Raw genomic sequence first — 19,231 nt, forward strand, 5'->3', positions numbered from 1 at the left:
GAGTAATAAACTTAAAAAAAATACCGTTTATATGTTAATTTTACTATTTTTGTTCAATTATCCTTCAGATTTATGTTCAAATTACTACCTATCACTTTATTATATTTCATATTCTCTAGTTTGAATGCACAAAGTCAAAAAAAAACGCTTCAGGCAAAACCCACCACAGAAAACATTATAATTGACGGAAGATTTAATGAGGAAATATGGAAAACCGCCGCAGTAGCTTCGGATTTTATCATGTTTGAGCCTGATAATGGCAAACCAATCAGTGCGGATAAAAAAACAGAGGTAAAAATATTGTATGACAATAATGCCATTTACATCTCAGCACTGCTATATGATGACGAACCTGATAAAATTCAGAAAGAAATTACGAATAGAGATATTTTTGGTGTTTCCGATCATTTTTCCGTCTATATCAACGGATTCAATGATGGCCAGCAAGATTTTCGTTTTTTTGTAAGTGCGGCAGGCGTACAAATGGACTGTATAGCAACGGAAGATTTTGAAGATTTTAGTTGGGATGCCATTTGGGACAGCCAAGTAACGCTCACTGAATTTGGCTGGACTGTAGAAATGAAGATTCCCTACGCCGCTTTACGATTTTCCAAAGCGGACAAACAAATCTGGGGGTTAAACTTTATGCGGGAAATCAAGCGCGACGTACAAAAATATACCTGGAATAGGATTGATACTAAAATTGGAGCCGTAATTCCGCAAGCGGGAATCCTGCAGGGAATTGAAAATATAAAGACACCGACACGACTTTTTTTGATTCCGTATTCATCGGCGTATTACCAACAAAGTGCGATAGGCTCAGGCATTACTTTAAAAGCGGGCTTGGATATCAAATACGGCATCAATGATTCCTTTACATTAGATGCTATTTTGGTACCTGACTTTGGTCAGACAAAATTTGATAATGCTATATTATATTTAGAGCCATTTGAGCAACAATTAGAAGAAAACCGGCCTTTTTTTACAGAGGGAACCGATCTTTTTAACAAAGGTGGTTTGTTTTATTCCAGACGAATTGGCGGAGGATCCACTACAGAATTACTGCTTGAAAATCAAGAAGAAATAACAAATTATCCCAGCACCGTAAACTTACTGAATGCCGTAAAAATATCCGGCCGAACCGAGAAAGGATTGGGAATTGGATTCCTGAATGCCGTTACGGAAAAGACTAAAGCTACTATTTTAAACAACGACACCGGCCAAATTAGAAAAGAAGTAATTGAACCTTTGACTAATTATAATCTATTTGTAGTGGATCAACGTTTTAACCAAAACTCATCTGTTACTTTTATAAATGCAAATACCACCAGAAATGGCGATTTCAGAGATGCAAATACCTCTGCCTTGTTATTTGATTTGAATACAAAAGCCAATACCTATAGTTTGTATGGCGATTTCAAATACAGTTCCATCAAAACGACTGAGGATTACGACGGATTTAAAACAGAGGTAGGATTTGCCAAAACTAGTGGAAAATATCGGTATGGATTTTCTGGAAAATACGTCTCCGAAAACTATGACATCAATGATTTAGGAATCAATTTTTATTCTAATTACCACAATGCCTATGCAAATGGAAGCTACAGAATTGTAAATCCGACAAAACTATTTAATACCTTCAGAATCAATCAATATGTCAATTTTGAAATGGACAACACCTCCGGTAAGTTACAGACTGGTGCTTTTGGAACAGAAACTAAGGCCACAACATTAAATAACGACGCTTTAGAATTTGTAGTAGAGTTTTCTCCATTGAAAACCTATGATTTTTATGAACCACGAGAATATGGCAAATATGTATTTCTCCCGGAAAAAGTTTTTGCAGCAGTAAATTTCACGTCTAACGACAACAATCCTTTTACATTAGTACTCCAGCCTTCCTTCACAAAATACAATGAAAAGAACCGAAACGTTTATGGGTTGTATATAAGTCCAAAATACCGATTTAACGACAGGCTTTCCATTACCTACATATTGGATTATTTTAATAAAACCAATGATCGTGGCTGGGTAGACTCAGGCCTTACGGAGATAATTTTTGCAGAACGCAGCAGAGAAACTGCCCAAAATGATTTTACCGGAAAATATGCGATCAACAATAGAATGACTGTAAACCTAACCGCACGCTATTATTGGTCCTATTCAAAAAATCATAAATTCCTTACCTTACAAAACTCCGGTTATTTGACTCCAAACAATACCTACGCACAAAATAAAGACAGGAATTTTAATTCTTGGAACTTTGATTTATCCTATTCCTGGTGGTTTGCTCCAGGAAGTGAAATCTCTGTTTTGTACCGGAATTTTGGTATAGAAAGAACAGATATGGTGGAAAAAGATTTGTCTGCAAATCTTAAAAACATTTTCAACAGTGACCTGACCAATGTGCTTTCTATTAGCATCCGCTATTTTATAGACTACAATGTGATCAAAAATAAATTTTAATTTTTTTGAATCAAACTGTAACATTCCACTGAAAAGAAAGTCTAGTAGAATAAACTATTGTGTGAATTGGTGCATTTTCACTTTGAAACTATTTTAGTTTTTCTAATTTTGTTGCAACAATTGAACTATTTCATGAAGAATTCTTTCTTATTTTGTTTTTTAGCACTCTCTTTTATTGGCTACAGCCAAAAAAAAGTATTACACACTAAATTTATTTCGGATAAAATTACTATCGATGGAAACCTAAATGAAGCGACATGGCAATCCGCAGCAATAGCGACTGATTTTATCATGTTTGAACCTGATAACGGCAAAAAAATTCCTGACAATAAAAGAACAGAGGTTCGCATAGTGTACGATAATGATGCCCTATATATTGGCGCAACTATGTATGATGAAAATCCTGATAAAATCCTGAGAGAAATTACCCAAAGAGATAATTTTGGCACTACTGATCTTTTTGGCGTTTTTATAAATGGTTTTAATGATGGGCAACAAGATTTTCAATTTTTTGTCAATGCAGCAGACGGTCAGGCTGATTGCATCACTACAGATACCAATGGCGAAGATTATTCCTGGGATGCCGTATGGAATAGCAAAGCAGTAATTACGAAAAAAGGCTGGATTGTAGAAATGCGAATTCCCTATGCAGCCTTGCGTTTTTCGGGAGAAAAGAAACAAACTTGGGGACTTAATTTCTTTAGGGAAATACGACGAGACCGTCATAAATACACTTGGAATTTCATCGATTCTAAATTAGGCACCTTTACCCAGCAAACCGGAATTCTGGAAGGAATTGAAAATATAAAACCACCTACCCGACTCTTTCTTTTGCCGTATTCTTCCTTTTATGTAAATGCAAACAGCCAAGAAAAAACTATCGGGACACTCAAAGGCGGATTGGATTTGAAGTACGGAATAAATGATGCTTTTACTCTGGACATGATCCTTGTGCCTGATTTTGGACAAACAAAATTTGATGATAAAATTCTAAATCTCGGTCCTTTTGAACAGCAATTCAACGAAAACAGACCTTTTTTTACAGAGGGAACGGATTTGTTCAGCAAAGGCAATCTACTATATTCCAGACGGATTGGGGGAACGCCCTCCTACAAACTAAATAAAAATGAATCGTTTGCGGAAGCCCCAAATATTAGTCTTATTAATGCCTTTAAAATTTCGGGACGAACTAAAGACGGATTAGGAATCGGAATTTTGAACGCTGTTACTAAAAATACCCCAACGACTATTTTCAACAATGAAAGCAGGGCATTAAGAACTGAACTTGAACCTCTGGCTAACTATAGTGTATTGGTTTTAGACCAGCGCTTTCGCAAAAACTCCTCAGTTGCATTTGTAAACACCAATGTAACTCGGAACGGACATTTTCGTGATGGGAATGTTACGGCATTAGTTTGGGATTTGAATACAAAAAAGAACACCTACAACATTTCAGGAGATTTTAAGTACAGTTACATAAATGATACCGAAGAGAAAACAGGGATTAACTCCCAATTGAATTTCTCTGAAACCAGCGGAAAATTTCGTTACGGGCTGGGCGCTGATATCACAACTAAAAATTTCGACAACAATGATTTAGGAATCAATTTCGAGACTAATTATTATAGCATTTATGGCAATTCCAGTTATCGAATATTGAATCCAACGAAGTATTTCAACACTTTTAATGCTCGAATAAATATGTATTCCCAATTTCAAAAAGAAACTGGCAAAGTGCAGTCCAGCAACATCAGCTTTCAGATTAACTCAAATAACAAAAAAAATCATTATTTTGGAATGGGAATTGATGCCAATCCATTAGAAACATTTGATTATTATGAACCCAGATCGGCAGATCGATTTGTAATAAAACCAACCAAAATTGGTGGCTTTGTTTATCTTTCTTCAAATTATAATAATCCATTTGCAATTAATTTTAACCCTTCATTTGCAATTTTTGATGAAACCGGAAGAAACTCTTATGGGTTTTCTTTAGGTCCGAGATACCGATTTAGCGATAAATTATCTTTGAATTACAATTTCAACTTTTTGAGACAAAACAATAACAAAGGGTATGTAGACAGTGTGAATGACGACATGAATGCAACCACACCAAACACAATTGTTTTTGCCAATAGAAATGTAATTACGTATTCTAATACTCTTTCAGGGAAATATTCATTAAACAGTCAGATGACTTTTAATCTCTCAATACGTCAATACTGGTCGTATGCTGAAAACAAAAACGCATTGTCATTGCAACAAAACGGCAGATTGGCTAATTTTATGGCCTACACTAGCAATAAAAATTCCAGTTTTTACTCCTGGAATACGGATTTATCCTATTCCTGGTGGTTTGCCCCCGGTAGCCAAGTGTCCGTTCTCTATCGAAATAATGCAGCTGCATTTGAAAGAAATATTAATAAAGAATTTAGTGAGAATGTCACTAATTTATTGAACAACGAAGCACTAAGCCATGTTTTTTCGATAAGCATTCGCTATTTTATAGATTACAATGAGGTTAAGAACAAATTCTAAAATACGTTTATTTCAAAAAAGTCCCTTTTCTATAGCAAAATAATCATTATTTGCAGGTGATCCCCTTAGAATGAATAATAGTGTTTTTGATTCATTCGAACCTTTTTAGAAATGTTTTATCTTTGTTTAAAATAAATTTCCATGAACAAAAAAGTAATTCTTATGATTCTGGATGGTTGGGGAAAATCTCCTGACCCAAAAGTTTCTGCAATCGACAATGCCAATATCCCTTTTATTAATAGCCTATATAAAAATTACCCCAGTGCTCAACTACGAACTGACGGTTTAAATGTTGGACTTCCTGAAGGCCAAATGGGAAACAGTGAAGTAGGACACATGAATCTTGGAGCAGGTAGAATTGTATATCAGGATTTAGCTAAGATTAACCTTGCTGTTGCAAATGAAACTTTAGCAAAGGAGCCCGTTTTAGTTGATGCTTTTACGTATGCCAGAACACACAATAAAAAAGTACATTTTTTAGGCCTGGTTTCTGATGGTGGTGTACACTCACACACCTCTCATTTGCGCGGTTTGATTGACGCTACACAACAACACGGATTACAAAAAGTTTTCGTTCATGCTTTCACGGACGGTCGCGATGTGGATCCAAAATCCGGTACACATTACATTCAGGATTTACAGAATTATATGGCGAATACTACTGTAAAACTGGCTTCGGTTGTGGGACGCTATTATGCAATGGATCGGGACAAACGCTGGGAAAGAGTAAAACTAGCTTACGATTTATTGGTAAACGGAATTGGAACACCTACCACAAATGCAGTAGCTTCTATCCAAGAAAGCTATGACGTCAATGTAACGGATGAATTTATTCACCCAACAGTTATGGTGGATGAACTAGGCAAACCTGTAGCAACCATAGAAGATGATGATGTGGTTATTTTCTTTAATTTCAGAACGGATAGAGGAAGAGAACTAACCGAAGTATTGACACAAATAGATTGTCATGAGCAAAACATGCACAAACTCAATTTGTATTATGTGACGCTAACCAATTATGATGAAACCTACAAAAACATAAAAGTCGTATATAACAAAGATAATATCACGGAAACCCTTGGGGAAGTTTTAGAAAAAGCCCATAAAAAGCAAATTCGTATTGCCGAAACGGAGAAATATCCTCACGTGACTTTCTTCTTTTCTGGCGGGAGAGAACAGCCTTTTCTTGGCGAAAGCCGCATCCTGAAAAACTCTCCAAAGGTAGCCACGTATGATTTACAACCGGAAATGAGTGCCTTTGAATTAACAGAATCTTTAGTTTGTGAACTAGAGAAAGAAGAGGTAGATTTTGTTTGCCTAAATTTTGCCAATGGGGATATGGTAGGACACACCGGAATTATGAGTGCTGCCATACAAGCCTGTGAAGCCGTTGATAAATGCGTAGCAAAAGTAATCACAACTGCATTAGCGCATAATTACACTACCATTGTCATTGCAGATCACGGGAACTGTGAAACGATGATCAATCCTGATGGAAGTCCAAACACCGCACATACAACTAATCCCGTTCCCATTATTTTAGTAGACAACGACTTGAAAACCATTCATGATGGAGTTCTTGGCGACATTGCTCCAACAATCTTGGAATTAATGGGTGTGGAAAAACCTGCTGTTATGACCTGTCATTCCTTACTTTAAGGATACTAAGTAAGTCGAAAGTTTAAAAGTCGTAAAGTCAAAAGAATTAACTTTAAGCAAAACAGCTTTAAATCAGATTGTTACATAATTTTATCCTGATTTTAAAATACGCCATTATACCATGGTTATTACTTACATAAAAATGTCCCAATAAAAAACTACTTGATTCAAGTAGTTTTTTTTTACAAAAAAAAGTTAAATACTTTTATGTTTGATAGCGTTACTATTATATTTGCAAACAAGAAACAATCACTAACAAGAAAGCATGAATTCTACTGTACTTGTGTTCAATAGCAAATAAAAGATGGGTAATAACCCTACGAATCAAACTAAATTCAAACACAATGAAAATATTTTACACAATCACCCTTTTTTTAATGACCCAAATAAGTATTGGGCAAATCGTTGATTCGATTCAAATCAAAAAAGTGTTCACTAATATAGAACAGGCTTTAAAGGAGCCCGAAAAAGTGTTCCGCCTAAATTTGAGTAATCAAACCTTAAAATTGGACAGCCTTAACTGGTCAAAATTCATAAATCTTGAGTACTTAAGTTTGAAAAATGATCATTTAACGGTAATTCCAAAAGAAATAACACTACTAAAAAAACTTAAAGTACTAGAATTAAGCGGAAATGATTTTTCAGTATTGCCAGAAGATTTTTGGAAGTTAAAAAGCTTAGAAGAACTTTTTTTAAACGATGAAACAAATTTAAATTTAGAGGCGAATATAGAAATAATGAGCAAAATGAAATCTTTACGAATATTACATTTAGAAAATGACAATTTAAACAATATGCCATCATCCATCAGTAGTTTAAAAAATTTAGAATTTTTATATTTGAACAACAATCAATTTAAAGAAATTCCAAAAGAAATCAAACAATTAAAACACTTACAATTACTCGAAATAAAAGATAATAAAATTATGGTTCCAGAGCGGTCTACAGAAAATTTGAATTTTGGTTTTAGAGTAAATCTATAGAACAGGCATAAAAAACAGAGTAGCAACCATTCACGGACTGAACGTTTTAGTATGGTGGCCGTATTAAAACGAGTAGTTGCTACATTTTTATTTGTTTTTAACAAAAGTAAAGAACTTGGGCAGTACAAAAAACGGCTAGCTCTATTGCAATTTATTCAGTTCGTCTGAATGATCCTGCTAATTATGGTGCGCTAAGCATCCGCATTAACCAAATATAGAATCTAAAATTAAAGAAATTACACCCAGAAATTAGAAGATAAATGTATCTAAATTCAATGCTTACAATTTATTTAGTAAAACACTTTTTTATAGCTGGCAATGCTACTATATTTATATAAAATTTCGATAAAATGAATACGGTTCTCTCCTATTTAAAAATACAAGTCAACGAAAAAATCTATGTAAAGGATCCTGAGACATCAGCTTTAGGAAAAAAAATCATTGAGCAAAGTATCCTTTTAATCCATGAGATTGGATTTGATAATTTTACTTTCAAGAAATTAGGTGAGAAAATCAATTCTAATGAAAGTTCCATCTATCGCTATTTTGAGAACAAACATAAACTATTGGTTTATTTATCGTCCTGGTATTGGAGTTGGATGGAAAACAAGCTAGTTATTGCAACAACAAATGTTTTGGATCCCAAAGAAAAACTCAAAATAGCCATTGCAATTGTTACTGAAAAAATAACCAACGACAATAGTGCCTTACACATTAACGAGGCCGTTCTAAATAAAATCATCATTTCAGAATTCACTAAAACGTTACATACCAAAGAAATCGATCAGGAAAACAAGGAAGGTTTTTTCTTGATTTACAAAAGAGTAATCAATAGAATTGTGGCTATTGTAAAAGAAGTAAATCCGGAATACGCCTTTTCAAAATCCCTAATTTCAACAATTGTTGAAGGAAGTTTGCACCAACATTTTTTAATGGATCATTTAAAAACCATCACAGATTGTACTGATTCTGAGAGTACCACTGATTTTTATCAAAATCTTGCAGAAAAAGTTTTAAGTTAAAAAAAAAAAAAAAACACTCCCATTATGACTCCCTTAAAACGATTTTACAATCTACTTGAATTAGATAAAAAAGACGTCTATCAAATATTTTTTTACGCCATTTTTGCCGGACTACTCAGTTTGTCCCTTCCACTGGGAATACAGGCAATTACAAATTTTATCCAATCCGGAAGAGTTAGCGCATCATGGATTGTGCTAATCATTTTAGTCATTTTTGGTGTGGCATTAGTGGGTATTTTATCCATCATGCAATTGCGGATTACGGAAAACTTACAACAAAAAATATTTGTACGTTCCTCTTTTGAGTTTGCTGCACGACTGCCTAAAATAAAATCAAAAGAATTATACTACAGCTATCCGCCGGAGCTAGCCAATCGTTTCTTTGACACAATGACCATTCAAAAAGGGACTTCAAAGTTACTAACTGATTTCTCTGCAGCCTTGTTACAAATTGTTTTCGGGATAATATTATTGTCCTTATACCATCCTTACTTTATCATATTTGGTGTTTTACTGCTTGCATTGCTGTATTTTATTTTTAAATTTTCTTTTAAATCCGGACTGGAAACGAGCTTAAAAGAATCTAAATTCAAATACAAGGTAGCGAGTTGGCTACAAGAAATAGCTCGCAATAATTTTAGTTTTAGAAACGAGCTAAATTATGATTTTGCTTTAAAAAAGAACGACATGATTGTAACCGATTACCTGGCGTATCGAGATAAACATTTTAATGTGATCAAAAAACAATTTACGCATTTGATTGTTTTCAAAGTCATCATTACCGGAAGTTTACTATCCATCGGTGGATTCTTAGTTTTATCTCAACAAATGAATATTGGTCAATTTGTAGCTGCTGAAATTATTATTTTATTAGTTATCAATTCCGTCGAAAAAATAATTATTGGATTGGAAACTTTTTATGACGTACTCACATCTATTGAAAAAATTGGAGAGGTAACGGACTTAGAATTAGAAAATTCTTCCATTGTTAACAGTGACATCTGTTACAATAAAATCTCAATGGAAATAGAAAACCTTACATTCAAATTTCCAGATTCAGAAAAAGAAATTTTAAACTCTATTTCATTAAAAATAGAACAAGGAGACCGAATTGTAATAAATGGAGAAAATGGCTCTGGAAAAACAACTTTAATTAGGATATTATCCGGCTTATTGCAGCCTACCAGCGGTTCCTTTTATGTAAATGACGATACTTTTCGTAAAATAAACATAAAACAATACCTCTCGCAAATAGGAAGTGTCATTTATGGAGAGAAACCTTTTGAGGGAACCTTGCAAGAAAATATTACTTTTAACGATCCTTCCGTCAGTTCCGAAGATATAAAATGGGCGGTAGACGGAGTACAACTCACCTCTTTTATCAAATTGTTCCCTAAAGGATTAGACACCCGAATTTACCCAGAAGGACGACAATTATCCTCGTCTAACGCGCAAAAAGTACTATTAGCCAGAAGCATCATTCACAAACCCAAAATACTTTTTTACGAAGACCCAACTGACACCATGGATGAAAAAGTAGCTAATGAAATTATAGATTTTATTACATCCGATAAAAATAAATGGACGATTATCGTATCCTCAAAAAACCCGTATTGGGAAACCAAATGCAATCGAAAAATCACGATGAAAAATGGGCATATTCAACTTGATTTAAAAAAATAATAGTCATGCTAAACATTTCAGATAACCAAACAAAACTGCAACAGTTAGACCAATACGAAGCGGTCAAAAATCTAACAAACAGGCCGCATTACAAAATTTTAAATAAAATTATAGCGGCTGTTTCCATACTTGGTATAATTGCACTTTTCTTGCCATGGACTCAAAACATTTCTGGTACTGGAGCTGTTACCACCTTAAAACCAAGTCAAAGACCACAATCTATCCAAAGTATAATCTCGGGTCGAATTGAAAAATGGTACGTTCAGGAAGGCGATTTTGTCAAGAAAGGCGACACTATACTCTTTATCTCAGAGATCAAAGAAGATTACATGGATCCTAATTTAGTGCAAAATACGAAAAGCCAGATCGATGCCAAAAAACAATCTTTACAATCTTATGGGTTTAAGGTAAGCACGGTTTCAGAACAAATCCAGGCCATTGAAAGGGAGAAAGTCTTAAAACTAGAACAAGCACAAAACAAAATCAAACAATCCGTTTTAAAAATAGAAAGTGACAGCATGGATCTTGTTGCTGTAAAAACCCAACTAAAAATTGCAGATACACAATACAATCGGTCCGTACAATTGAATAAAGAAGGCTTGAAACCGCTGACCGATATTGAAGAAAAAAGATTAAAACTGCAAGAAGTTGAAGCTAAAATCATCACTCAAGAAAACAAGTACTTAATCAGTAAAAACGAGTTGATCAATGCCAAAGTAGAAATAAACCGAATAAGTGCGGAGTATACGGAGAGGGTTTCTAAAGCAAATAGTGAAAAATTCACAGCGCTCAGCAGCCAGTTTGAAACAGATGTTCAAGTCTCTAAACTGGAGAATCTATACGCAAACTACAGCATCCGTAATGGAATGTATTACATCAAAGCATCCCAAAACGGCTATATCAACAGGGCCTTGCAATCCGGCCTTGGGGAAACAGTGAAAGAAGGCACTCCAATAGCCACTATCATGCCCTCAGATTATGATATCGCTGTGGAAACATTTGTAAATCCAATCGATTTGCCATTATTAGCGAAAGGTGAAAAAGTACGCGTTTGGTTTGATGGATGGCCTACTATTGTTTTTTCAGGATGGCCTAATATGTCTTACGGAACTTTTGGAGGTGAAATTGTAGCTATTGAAAATTTCATTAGCGTCAATGGAAAATACCGAGTTTTGATTGCTCCAGATAAAAACGAAGACAAATGGCCTGTTCAATTAAGTATTGGTGCTGGTGCGCAAACAATCGCTTTATTGGACAATGTCCCTGTATGGTTCGAGCTGTGGAGAACCTTGAACGGATTTCCGCCTAATTATTACAAACCTTCGCCTACAATAACAACAGAAAAAAAATAATGAAACAGATATTTTTAGCATTTTTATTCTTCGGGCTTTCTGCGGGTGCTCAAGAAAAAATATCCAACGAACTGACCTTTACTGAATTTCTGGGGTATGTAAAAAAGTACCATCCCTTAGTGAAAAATGCCAATTTAGAGATCAGTAAATCGCAAGCTAATTTGATGATGGCCCGTGGTGGTTTTGACCCAAAAATTGAAGTTGATTTCAGTGAAAAACAATTCAAAGGCAGCGAATATTATTCCATTTTAAACAGCAGTTTCAAAATACCCACATGGTATGGCATCGAGATTAAAGCGGGCTTCGATAATAGTGAAGGTGTGTACTTGAATCCCCAAAACACGCTTCCCAATCAAGGATTAACTTCGCTAGGAGTGACCATTCCGCTTGGGCAAGGTTTGTTTATAAATCAAAGGATGGCTGATGTTCGAAAAGCCAAAATGCAAATGCAACTGAGTCTGGCAGAACGAAAACTGCAGGCCATTGTGGTTTTATATGATGCTTCATTGGCGTATTTCAATTGGAAAAAAAACTTCAACGAAGTTGCCTTGTACCAGGAATACAACCAGAATGCACAAATTCGTTTCAAAGGAATTCAATCGTTAATCATTCAAGGGGACAAACCCTCCATTGATAGTGTTGAAGCAGGAATTATTGTAAAAAACAGAAAGCTGAGCCTGGAAGATTCAAACCTAAAACTGGCTAAAGCCAAGTTAGAACTGGCAACTTTTCTTTGGCTAGAAAACAACATTCCGCTAGAATTATCCGATGCCTTAATTCCTGAAATACAATTAGAATTTACCATTCAGGAAAGTTTAAAAACCAATGCCTTATTGAATTCAGATTTCTCCATCACCAATCACCCCAAAATAAATGCATTGCAAAGCAAAATTGATATGCTGAATGTGGAACGAAAACTAAAAGCCAACATGCTTTTGCCTAAAATTGATGTGGGGTACTCTTATATTTCAGAACCCAGTTATATTGACAACTATCAATTTGAGGATTATAAAATTGGATTGGATTTCTATTTTCCTTTATTTCTTAGAAAAGAACGCGGTAGTTTGAAACTGGCAAAATACAAAGTACAGGAATCTGAATTTGTATTGGATTTGGAAAAAGTGCAGTTGACTAATAAAATCAATGCCCAAAAACTAGAAATCAAATCACTCTTAAAACAACAGGAGTTAATCAAAGATTTAGTGCAAGACAATCTCATCATGCTAAATTCAGAGGAACGTTTGTTCTCTTTTGGTGAAAGCTCGTTGTTTTTAATCAATATCCGGGAAAATAATTTAGTTACGGCACAACTTTCGAAAATAGCATTAGAAAACCGTTTTTACATCTCTAATTCGGACCTTTTTAAAATCATGGCCAATCCGGATTAAATACTTATAAAATTGTATTTTTGCAACTTGAAAAAATGAAATTATGATTATTATAAAATCCCGTGAAGAAATAGAATTAATGCGCGAAAGTGCGCTGATCGTATCAAAAACATTAGGAATGATTGCTTCTGAAATCAAAGAAGGAGTTACCACATTATACCTGGATAAATTAGCCGAAACCTTCATTCGCGACCATGGAGCTGAACCAAGTTTTCTTGGCTTATATGGTTTTCCAAACTCCCTTTGCATGAGTCCAAACGCACAAGTAGTCCATGGAATTCCAAATAACAAACCATTAGAAAGCGGGGATGTAATCTCGGTAGATTGTGGAGCTTACAAAAATGGATACCATGGCGATCATGCGTACTCTTTTGAAATTGGCGAAGTGGCTCCGGAAACTAAAAAACTATTACAGATAACCAAAGAATCCTTATATATCGGAATCCGAGAATTTAAAATAGGAAACCGCGTGGAAGATGTGGGCAATGCCATTCAAAAATATACCGAATCATATGGATACGGTGTCGTACGGGAATTAGTGGGTCATGGCGTAGGACAAAAAATGCATGAAGATCCTGAGATGCCTAATTATGGCAAAAAAGGAAGAGGCAAACTTTTTGTAGAAGGAATGGTTGTTGCCATTGAGCCGATGATTAACATGGGAACTAGAAACATCAAGCAACACAAAGACGGCTGGACAATCACGACAGCTGACGGAAAACCAAGTGCCCATTTTGAACACGACGTAGCCATTATCGATGGAAAACCAGAAATTTTATCCACTTTTGCTTATGTTTATAAAGCGTTAGGAATTGTAAGTACAGAAGAAGATGAGTTTAGACGAGAGCCTTTAGTATTGTAAAGCATTTCACAAAGATTCACAAAGTAAACTCAAAGATTCACAAAAATTTAAGTCCTAAATTATTTATAAATGACAAACGAAGAATTCATAGAGATCTCTGAAGATTTACAAGCAATTTCATATAAAGTAATTGGTCTAGCTATTGAAGTTCATCGTCAGCTTGGTCCGGGACTTTTGGAATCAACCTATCAAGAATGTCTTTTTTATGAAATCAAAAAAGCAGGTTTGCAGGTAGAAAAGGAGATAACGCTTCCTATTATATACAAGGAAATAAAACTTAATCAAGGATATAGAATTGACCTACTAGTAGAGAACAAGTTAGTTATTGAATTGAAAACAGTTGAAAATTATACTTCCGTACATTTTGCACAAATACTTACCTATTTAAAGCTTGGAAATTATCCGTTGGGATTACTAATAAATTACAATAGTAAAATTTTAAAAAACAATATAAAACGATTTATAAATACAACTTCAGATTCTTAAAAAAAACTTAGTGAATCTTTGAGTTTACTTTGCGAATCTTTGTGAAACAACAATGAAAAAACTCTTTAAACTTATACTCAATACCATTCCGCGGCCCATACTTATTCGTTTAAGTTATGTGGCACGCCCAGTTCTTGCACTTGCGTTAAAAGGAACTACATTCACTGATCCAATTGACGGAAGAAGCTTTAAAACTTTTTTACCTTACGGTTACGGAACACAAAGAAACAATGTGCTTTCACCAAGTACCCTTTCATTAGAGAGACACCGTTTATTATGGTTGTACTTAAATGAAAAAACTGATTTTTTTACGTCTCCAAAAAAAGTTTTACATTTTGCACCGGAACAAGCTTTTTATAAACTGTTTCGAAACCAGAAAAATCTAGATTACACGACAACCGATTTGTTTTCACCGTTAGCAGATGTGAAAGCAGATATTTGTAATTTACCTTTTGAGGACAATCAATACGATGTTATTCTGTGCAATCATGTTTTAGAACACATTCCGGATGATACCAAAGCAATGCAGGAACTGTATCGGGTTTTGAAACCGGGCGGAATGGCAATTTTACAAATTCCACAGGATTTATCCAGAGCCACCACTTTTGCAGATGATTCCATTACCGATCAAAAAGAACGTGCTAAAATATTTGGTCAATACGATCATGTCCGTATTTATGGCCGTGATTATTTTGATAAATTACGAAGTATCGGTTTTAAAGTAATCGAAGAAGAGTATACTGATAAAATTACGCCTGAATTAGTAGAAAAATATTGTTTGGCCAAAGGAGAAATTATACCGGTTTGTTTCAAATAATTGAAAGTATAAATTTACACCATAAAAAAACCTGCTAAAGTTACTTTTTAGCAGGTTTTTAGTTTAGTAGTGCGTCAGTTGATTTTTCTTATAAGCCGTTTATTTGTAATACAAATAATCAGTTAGTCTTTAAGACTGGAACGAATTAAAACGATTTTGACAGCTATTACTTTCGAAATAATTAATGTAAAAACTAGATGAACCAAAGACAAAAGGTAATTGCTATATTTACACAATCTTACGTTTTATAAAATGGAAAACCCTTTGCTCAAAATAGCTGCTTTTATGCTTACTGCATTTTATTCCTGCGTTTCTTTGGCGCAAATAGAAAAAGAAGTTGCTCCGCCATACCACATTAAAACCATTTCATTTGTTCAAAATGACCAAACTATAATTCCAATTTTAAAACTAGGCGAAGGATTTCAATTGCAATTTGATGATCTTTTTGGCAATGAAGCCAATTATTATTATGAAATAATTCATTGCGATTACAACTGGAACCCAACGGCAATACCTAAAAACGAATATTTAGAGGGTTTTGACAACCAGAGAATTCAGGAGTACACCAACTCTTTTAATACTTTACAAATCTATTCGCATTACAAATTAGCCATTCCAAATCAATTTACGCTCCAATTAAAAATCAGCGGAAATTATATGATAAAGGTTTTAGATGAAAATAAAGACATCCTGTTTTCGAGAAAATTTATTTTATACGAAGATCTGGTCACGGTTCCTATTCAAGTCAAACGAGCACGAACAATCAGCACTATCGAATTGAAACACAATTTAGATTTTGCGATTAAATCTAATTCCATTGTTTTCCAAACTCCGTTGCGGAATGTCAGAGTGCTATTACTTCAAAACGGACAACTAAATAGCGGTATAAAAAATATAATTCCGCAGTATACGATAGGAAATGATTTGATCTACAAATACGATACTGAAACGCAGTTTTGGGCGGGAAATGAGTTTTTGTTTTTCGAAAATAAAGACATCAGAGCCGCAAACAACAACATTGGTCGGGTAGACTTTAGCACCCCTATTTATGGTTCTTTTTTATACACTAATGCTGCTAGAGCCAATTTTCCGTATTCCTTTACCCAAGATGTTAATGGAGCTTTTGTAGTCAAGAATATAAGCGCTGCTGACAGCGAATTCGAAGCGGATTATGCCTGGGTCTATTTCAGTCTTTCGGCCCCCACTTTCAGAATGAATAAAAATATTTATGTTGCCGGTATGTTCAATAACTACGCATTAATCCCTGAATATAAGATGGACTATAATCCTAAAAAAGGGCTTTATGAAAAGGCTCTTTTAATAAAACAAGGGTTCACAAACTTTCAATACCTTGTTGCAGATGACAAAGGAGTTCTTGATCCGGAAAATGCGATAGATGGCAATTTTTATCAAACAGAAAATGAATATACCATAGTAGTCTATTACAGAGAAAACATAGGTCGTTATGACAGGGCTGTGGGCAAAGGAATGGCAAATTCAATAAACACCATCAATTAAAAAAACTTTCATAAAATTCAACAAAACGATACCCTTTTTTTGTAAATTTGTTAGTATTAAACTCCTACACACCCATTTAATATGGTTTCTCAAATAACAAGAGGTATAAAAATTTCAGTATTGACTAGTTTTGAAGGTACGTACGTTAAGAACTACAAGCTTCATTTTGCATTTAGTTATGAAATTACTATTGAAAACCACAGTAAAGATTCCGTTCAATTGATCTCGCGTCATTGGGAAATTTATGATTCCTTAAATGATATCGAAATTGTTGATGGCGAAGGGGTAATTGGGAAAAAGCCTGTTTTAAAACCTGGCGAATTTCACACCTATAGTTCCGGTTGTCTATTATCATCCCCTTATGGTGCGATGAAAGGGTATTTTAACATGATTAATTTTACCTCAACAAAAAACTTCAAAGTCATTGTACCTACCTTCCGATTGTGTGCTCCCTTTGCTTTAAATTAATTTTTTTCGCTTAAAATATTCCTTTTTCTTATTCCTATTTTATCAATTTTAAAATTATCCTTTGTACTTTTGCAGTACAGTAATTTTTTGATAAAATATCGAGTAATTTATTTTTTAATTTTCTAATCTTAATCTCTTCAAACAGATTATCAAATTACAATATCATGCTAAAAGGATTTTTTCATGCGCCAAAAGCAGTAAACGAACCAGTAAAAGGGTATGCGCCAAATTCACCTGAAAAAGCCGCCGTACAAGCCGCTTATACTAGAATGTGGAATTCTAAAATTGACGTACCATTATATATAGGAAGCGAAGAAATTAGAACAGGGAATACCAAAACAATGTCAGCGCCTCATGACCACAAACATAGTGTAGGAACGTATCATCTTGCCGAAAAATCACATATCGAGAAAGCTATTGCAAATGCATTAGAGTCAAGAACAGCTTGGGCTAACATGGCTTGGGAACAGCGCGCAGCCATTTTCCTTAAAGCCGCTGAATTAATTGCTGGCCCTTACAGAGCCAGAATTAATGCCGCAACCATGATTGCTCAGTCTAAAAATGTTCATCAGGCCGAAATTGATGCCTCATGTGAGCTAATTGACTTTTTACGTTTCAACGTAGAATTCATGACTCAAATATATGGAGACCAGCCGGCATCCACCTCAGATATGTGGAACCGTCTAGAGTACAGACCTCTTGAAGGATTTGTATATGCGATCACGCCTTTTAACTTTACTGCAATTGCCGCAAATCTTCCAGCAAGCGCCGCAATGATGGGGAACGTTGTAATCTGGAAACCAAGTGATAGTCAAGTTTTTTCTGCGCAAATTATAATCGAAGTGTTCAAAGAAGCTGGTGTTCCTGATGGAGTTATCAATGTAGTTTTTGGAGACCCTTTAATGATTACCGATACCATTCTGGCAAGTCGGGATTTTGCTGGAATTCACTTTACAGGTTCCACTCACGTATTCAAAGATATCTGGGCAAAAATTGGAACAAACATTCACCATTACAAAACGTACCCAAGAATCGTGGGGGAAACAGGCGGAAAAGATTTCATCATAGCGCATTCAAGCGCAAACCCTAAACAAGTTTCTACGGGAATTGTTCGAGGCGCATTTGAATTCCAAGGGCAAAAATGCTCTGCAGCCTCTAGATCTTATGTCCCACAAAGCTTATGGCCCGCTGTAAAAGAGCAAATTATTGCTGATGTAAAATCAATGAAAATGGGATCTCCAGAAGATTTTAGTAATTTTATTACTGCCGTTATTCATGAAGGCTCCTTTGATAAATTGGTCAGTTTTATAGACCAAGCCAAAAAAGATACTGATGCGGAGATTATCGTTGGCGGGAACTATGACAAATCAGTTGGATACTTTATTGAGCCAACGGTAATTGTAACGACTAATCCTCATTATACCACCATGGCAACTGAATTATTTGGACCAGTTATGACTATTTTTGTGTATGAAGATGCAAAATGGGAAGAAACACTAGAATTGGTAGATACAACGTCTGAATACGCATTAACAGGAGCCGTTTTCAGTCAGGACCGTTACGCCATTGAAGTGGCGACAGTAAAATTACAAAATGCTGCCGGTAACTTCTATATTAATGACAAACCAACGGGTGCCGTTGTAGGGCAGCAACCTTTTGGCGGAGCAAGAGCTTCAGGAACCAATGACAAAGCAGGTTCTCCATTGAACTTATTGCGCTGGGCTTCTCCAAGAACAATCAAAGAAACTTTCGTTACTCCGGTAGATTACAGATACCCTTTCTTAGGAGAATAGCTATAATGAGGAATTCACCTCACCAAACAATGTATTTCATAAAAAATCCCAAGATTCAAAACAATTGAATCTTGGGATTTTTTTTAGGACTAGACGTTAACACCAAAAAAACGCTGTTATCCAATAAATACTTTTCCAAACTGATTGCCCCTTTGAAAACTATTTATAAACCACCCCAATTACATCCTTTGGATTG

Annotated in this window: 14 protein-coding genes; all 14 read left to right on the top strand. The window is 35.0% G+C overall.

Annotation, left to right across the window (positions count from 1 at the left end; all coding sequences use genetic code 11):
- Positions 1–72: 72 nt before the first annotated feature.
- The 14 genes from EKM05_RS08295 (at position 73) to pruA (ending at position 19,035) form a co-directional block, all read left to right on the top strand.
- A complete protein-coding gene (locus tag EKM05_RS08295; protein ID WP_126554547.1) occupies positions 73–2,466 on the top strand; it encodes a DUF5916 domain-containing protein in 2,394 nt (797 codons plus the stop codon).
- A 132-nt stretch (positions 2,467–2,598) separates the two neighbouring features.
- Complete coding sequence (locus tag EKM05_RS08300; RefSeq protein WP_126554549.1) at positions 2,599–5,004, top strand: DUF5916 domain-containing protein; 2,406 nt, start codon at positions 2,599–2,601, stop codon at positions 5,002–5,004.
- A 141-nt stretch (positions 5,005–5,145) separates the two neighbouring features.
- On the top strand, positions 5,146–6,663 hold the full coding sequence (gpmI, locus tag EKM05_RS08305; RefSeq protein WP_126554551.1) for a 2,3-bisphosphoglycerate-independent phosphoglycerate mutase: 1,518 nt from the start codon (positions 5,146–5,148) through the stop codon (positions 6,661–6,663).
- 428 nt (positions 6,664–7,091) lie between these two features.
- The gene (locus EKM05_RS08310) at positions 7,092–7,646 is read left to right on the top strand and encodes a leucine-rich repeat domain-containing protein (RefSeq protein ID WP_158615144.1); all 555 of its coding nucleotides are present in this window, start codon (positions 7,092–7,094) and stop codon (positions 7,644–7,646) included.
- A 350-nt stretch (positions 7,647–7,996) separates the two neighbouring features.
- On the top strand, positions 7,997–8,668 hold the full coding sequence (locus tag EKM05_RS08315) for a TetR/AcrR family transcriptional regulator (RefSeq protein ID WP_126554555.1): 672 nt from the start codon (positions 7,997–7,999) through the stop codon (positions 8,666–8,668).
- A 24-nt stretch (positions 8,669–8,692) separates the two neighbouring features.
- Positions 8,693–10,351 (top strand): peptidase domain-containing ABC transporter, encoded by a 1,659-nt coding sequence (locus EKM05_RS08320; protein WP_126554557.1) that lies wholly within the window; start codon positions 8,693–8,695, stop codon positions 10,349–10,351.
- 5 nt (positions 10,352–10,356) lie between these two features.
- Positions 10,357–11,703, top strand: coding sequence for an HlyD family secretion protein (locus EKM05_RS08325; RefSeq protein ID WP_126554559.1), 1,347 nt, complete (start codon positions 10,357–10,359; stop codon positions 11,701–11,703).
- On the top strand, positions 11,703–13,091 hold the full coding sequence (locus tag EKM05_RS08330) for a TolC family protein (RefSeq protein ID WP_126458827.1): 1,389 nt from the start codon (positions 11,703–11,705) through the stop codon (positions 13,089–13,091). Before EKM05_RS08325 ends, EKM05_RS08330 begins: the two co-directional genes overlap by 1 nt.
- A gap of 43 nt (positions 13,092–13,134) precedes the next feature.
- Positions 13,135–13,953, top strand: coding sequence for a type I methionyl aminopeptidase (map, locus tag EKM05_RS08335; RefSeq protein WP_126451808.1), 819 nt, complete (start codon positions 13,135–13,137; stop codon positions 13,951–13,953).
- Between the two features lie 69 nt (positions 13,954–14,022).
- Positions 14,023–14,439: a GxxExxY protein gene (locus EKM05_RS08340; protein ID WP_126554561.1), complete on the top strand. Its 417-nt coding sequence runs from the start codon at positions 14,023–14,025 to the stop codon at positions 14,437–14,439.
- 52 nt (positions 14,440–14,491) lie between these two features.
- Positions 14,492–15,256 carry a class I SAM-dependent methyltransferase gene (locus EKM05_RS08345; RefSeq protein ID WP_126515877.1) on the top strand — a complete coding sequence of 255 codons (765 nt, stop codon included), beginning with the start codon at positions 14,492–14,494 and terminating at the stop codon, positions 15,254–15,256.
- Positions 15,257–15,508: 252 nt separating this feature from the next.
- Positions 15,509–16,774: a DUF5103 domain-containing protein gene (locus EKM05_RS08350; RefSeq protein WP_370275750.1), complete on the top strand. Its 1,266-nt coding sequence runs from the start codon at positions 15,509–15,511 to the stop codon at positions 16,772–16,774.
- A gap of 81 nt (positions 16,775–16,855) precedes the next feature.
- The gene (apaG, locus tag EKM05_RS08355; protein WP_126451805.1) at positions 16,856–17,242 is read left to right on the top strand and encodes a Co2+/Mg2+ efflux protein ApaG; all 387 of its coding nucleotides are present in this window, start codon (positions 16,856–16,858) and stop codon (positions 17,240–17,242) included.
- A 164-nt stretch (positions 17,243–17,406) separates the two neighbouring features.
- On the top strand, positions 17,407–19,035 hold the full coding sequence (gene pruA, locus EKM05_RS08360) for an L-glutamate gamma-semialdehyde dehydrogenase (protein ID WP_126554564.1): 1,629 nt from the start codon (positions 17,407–17,409) through the stop codon (positions 19,033–19,035).
- The last annotated feature ends 196 nt before the right edge of the window (positions 19,036–19,231 follow it).

It is taken from the genome of Flavobacterium sp. GSP27 (genome assembly GCF_003970395.1).
Taxonomy (GTDB): domain Bacteria; phylum Bacteroidota; class Bacteroidia; order Flavobacteriales; family Flavobacteriaceae; genus Flavobacterium.

Bases quoted from the DNA above. Each gene is read 5' to 3' on its own strand.
- EKM05_RS08345 (WP_126515877.1), top strand. From the start codon at position 14,492: ATGAAAAAACTCTTTAAACTTATACTCAATACCATTCCGCGGCCCATA.
- gpmI (WP_126554551.1), top strand. From the start codon at position 5,146: ATGAACAAAAAAGTAATTCTTATGATTCTGGATGGTTGGGGAAAATCT.
- pruA (WP_126554564.1), top strand. From the start codon at position 17,407: ATGCTAAAAGGATTTTTTCATGCGCCAAAAGCAGTAAACGAACCAGTA.
- EKM05_RS08350 (WP_370275750.1), top strand. From the start codon at position 15,509: ATGGAAAACCCTTTGCTCAAAATAGCTGCTTTTATGCTTACTGCATTT.
- EKM05_RS08315 (WP_126554555.1), top strand. From the start codon at position 7,997: ATGAATACGGTTCTCTCCTATTTAAAAATACAAGTCAACGAAAAAATC.
- EKM05_RS08325 (WP_126554559.1), top strand. From the start codon at position 10,357: ATGCTAAACATTTCAGATAACCAAACAAAACTGCAACAGTTAGACCAA.
- EKM05_RS08300 (WP_126554549.1), top strand. From the start codon at position 2,599: ATGAAGAATTCTTTCTTATTTTGTTTTTTAGCACTCTCTTTTATTGGC.
- map (WP_126451808.1), top strand. From the start codon at position 13,135: ATGATTATTATAAAATCCCGTGAAGAAATAGAATTAATGCGCGAAAGT.
- apaG (WP_126451805.1), top strand. From the start codon at position 16,856: ATGGTTTCTCAAATAACAAGAGGTATAAAAATTTCAGTATTGACTAGT.
- EKM05_RS08320 (WP_126554557.1), top strand. From the start codon at position 8,693: ATGACTCCCTTAAAACGATTTTACAATCTACTTGAATTAGATAAAAAA.
- EKM05_RS08340 (WP_126554561.1), top strand. From the start codon at position 14,023: ATGACAAACGAAGAATTCATAGAGATCTCTGAAGATTTACAAGCAATT.
- EKM05_RS08330 (WP_126458827.1), top strand. From the start codon at position 11,703: ATGAAACAGATATTTTTAGCATTTTTATTCTTCGGGCTTTCTGCGGGT.
- EKM05_RS08295 (WP_126554547.1), top strand. From the start codon at position 73: ATGTTCAAATTACTACCTATCACTTTATTATATTTCATATTCTCTAGT.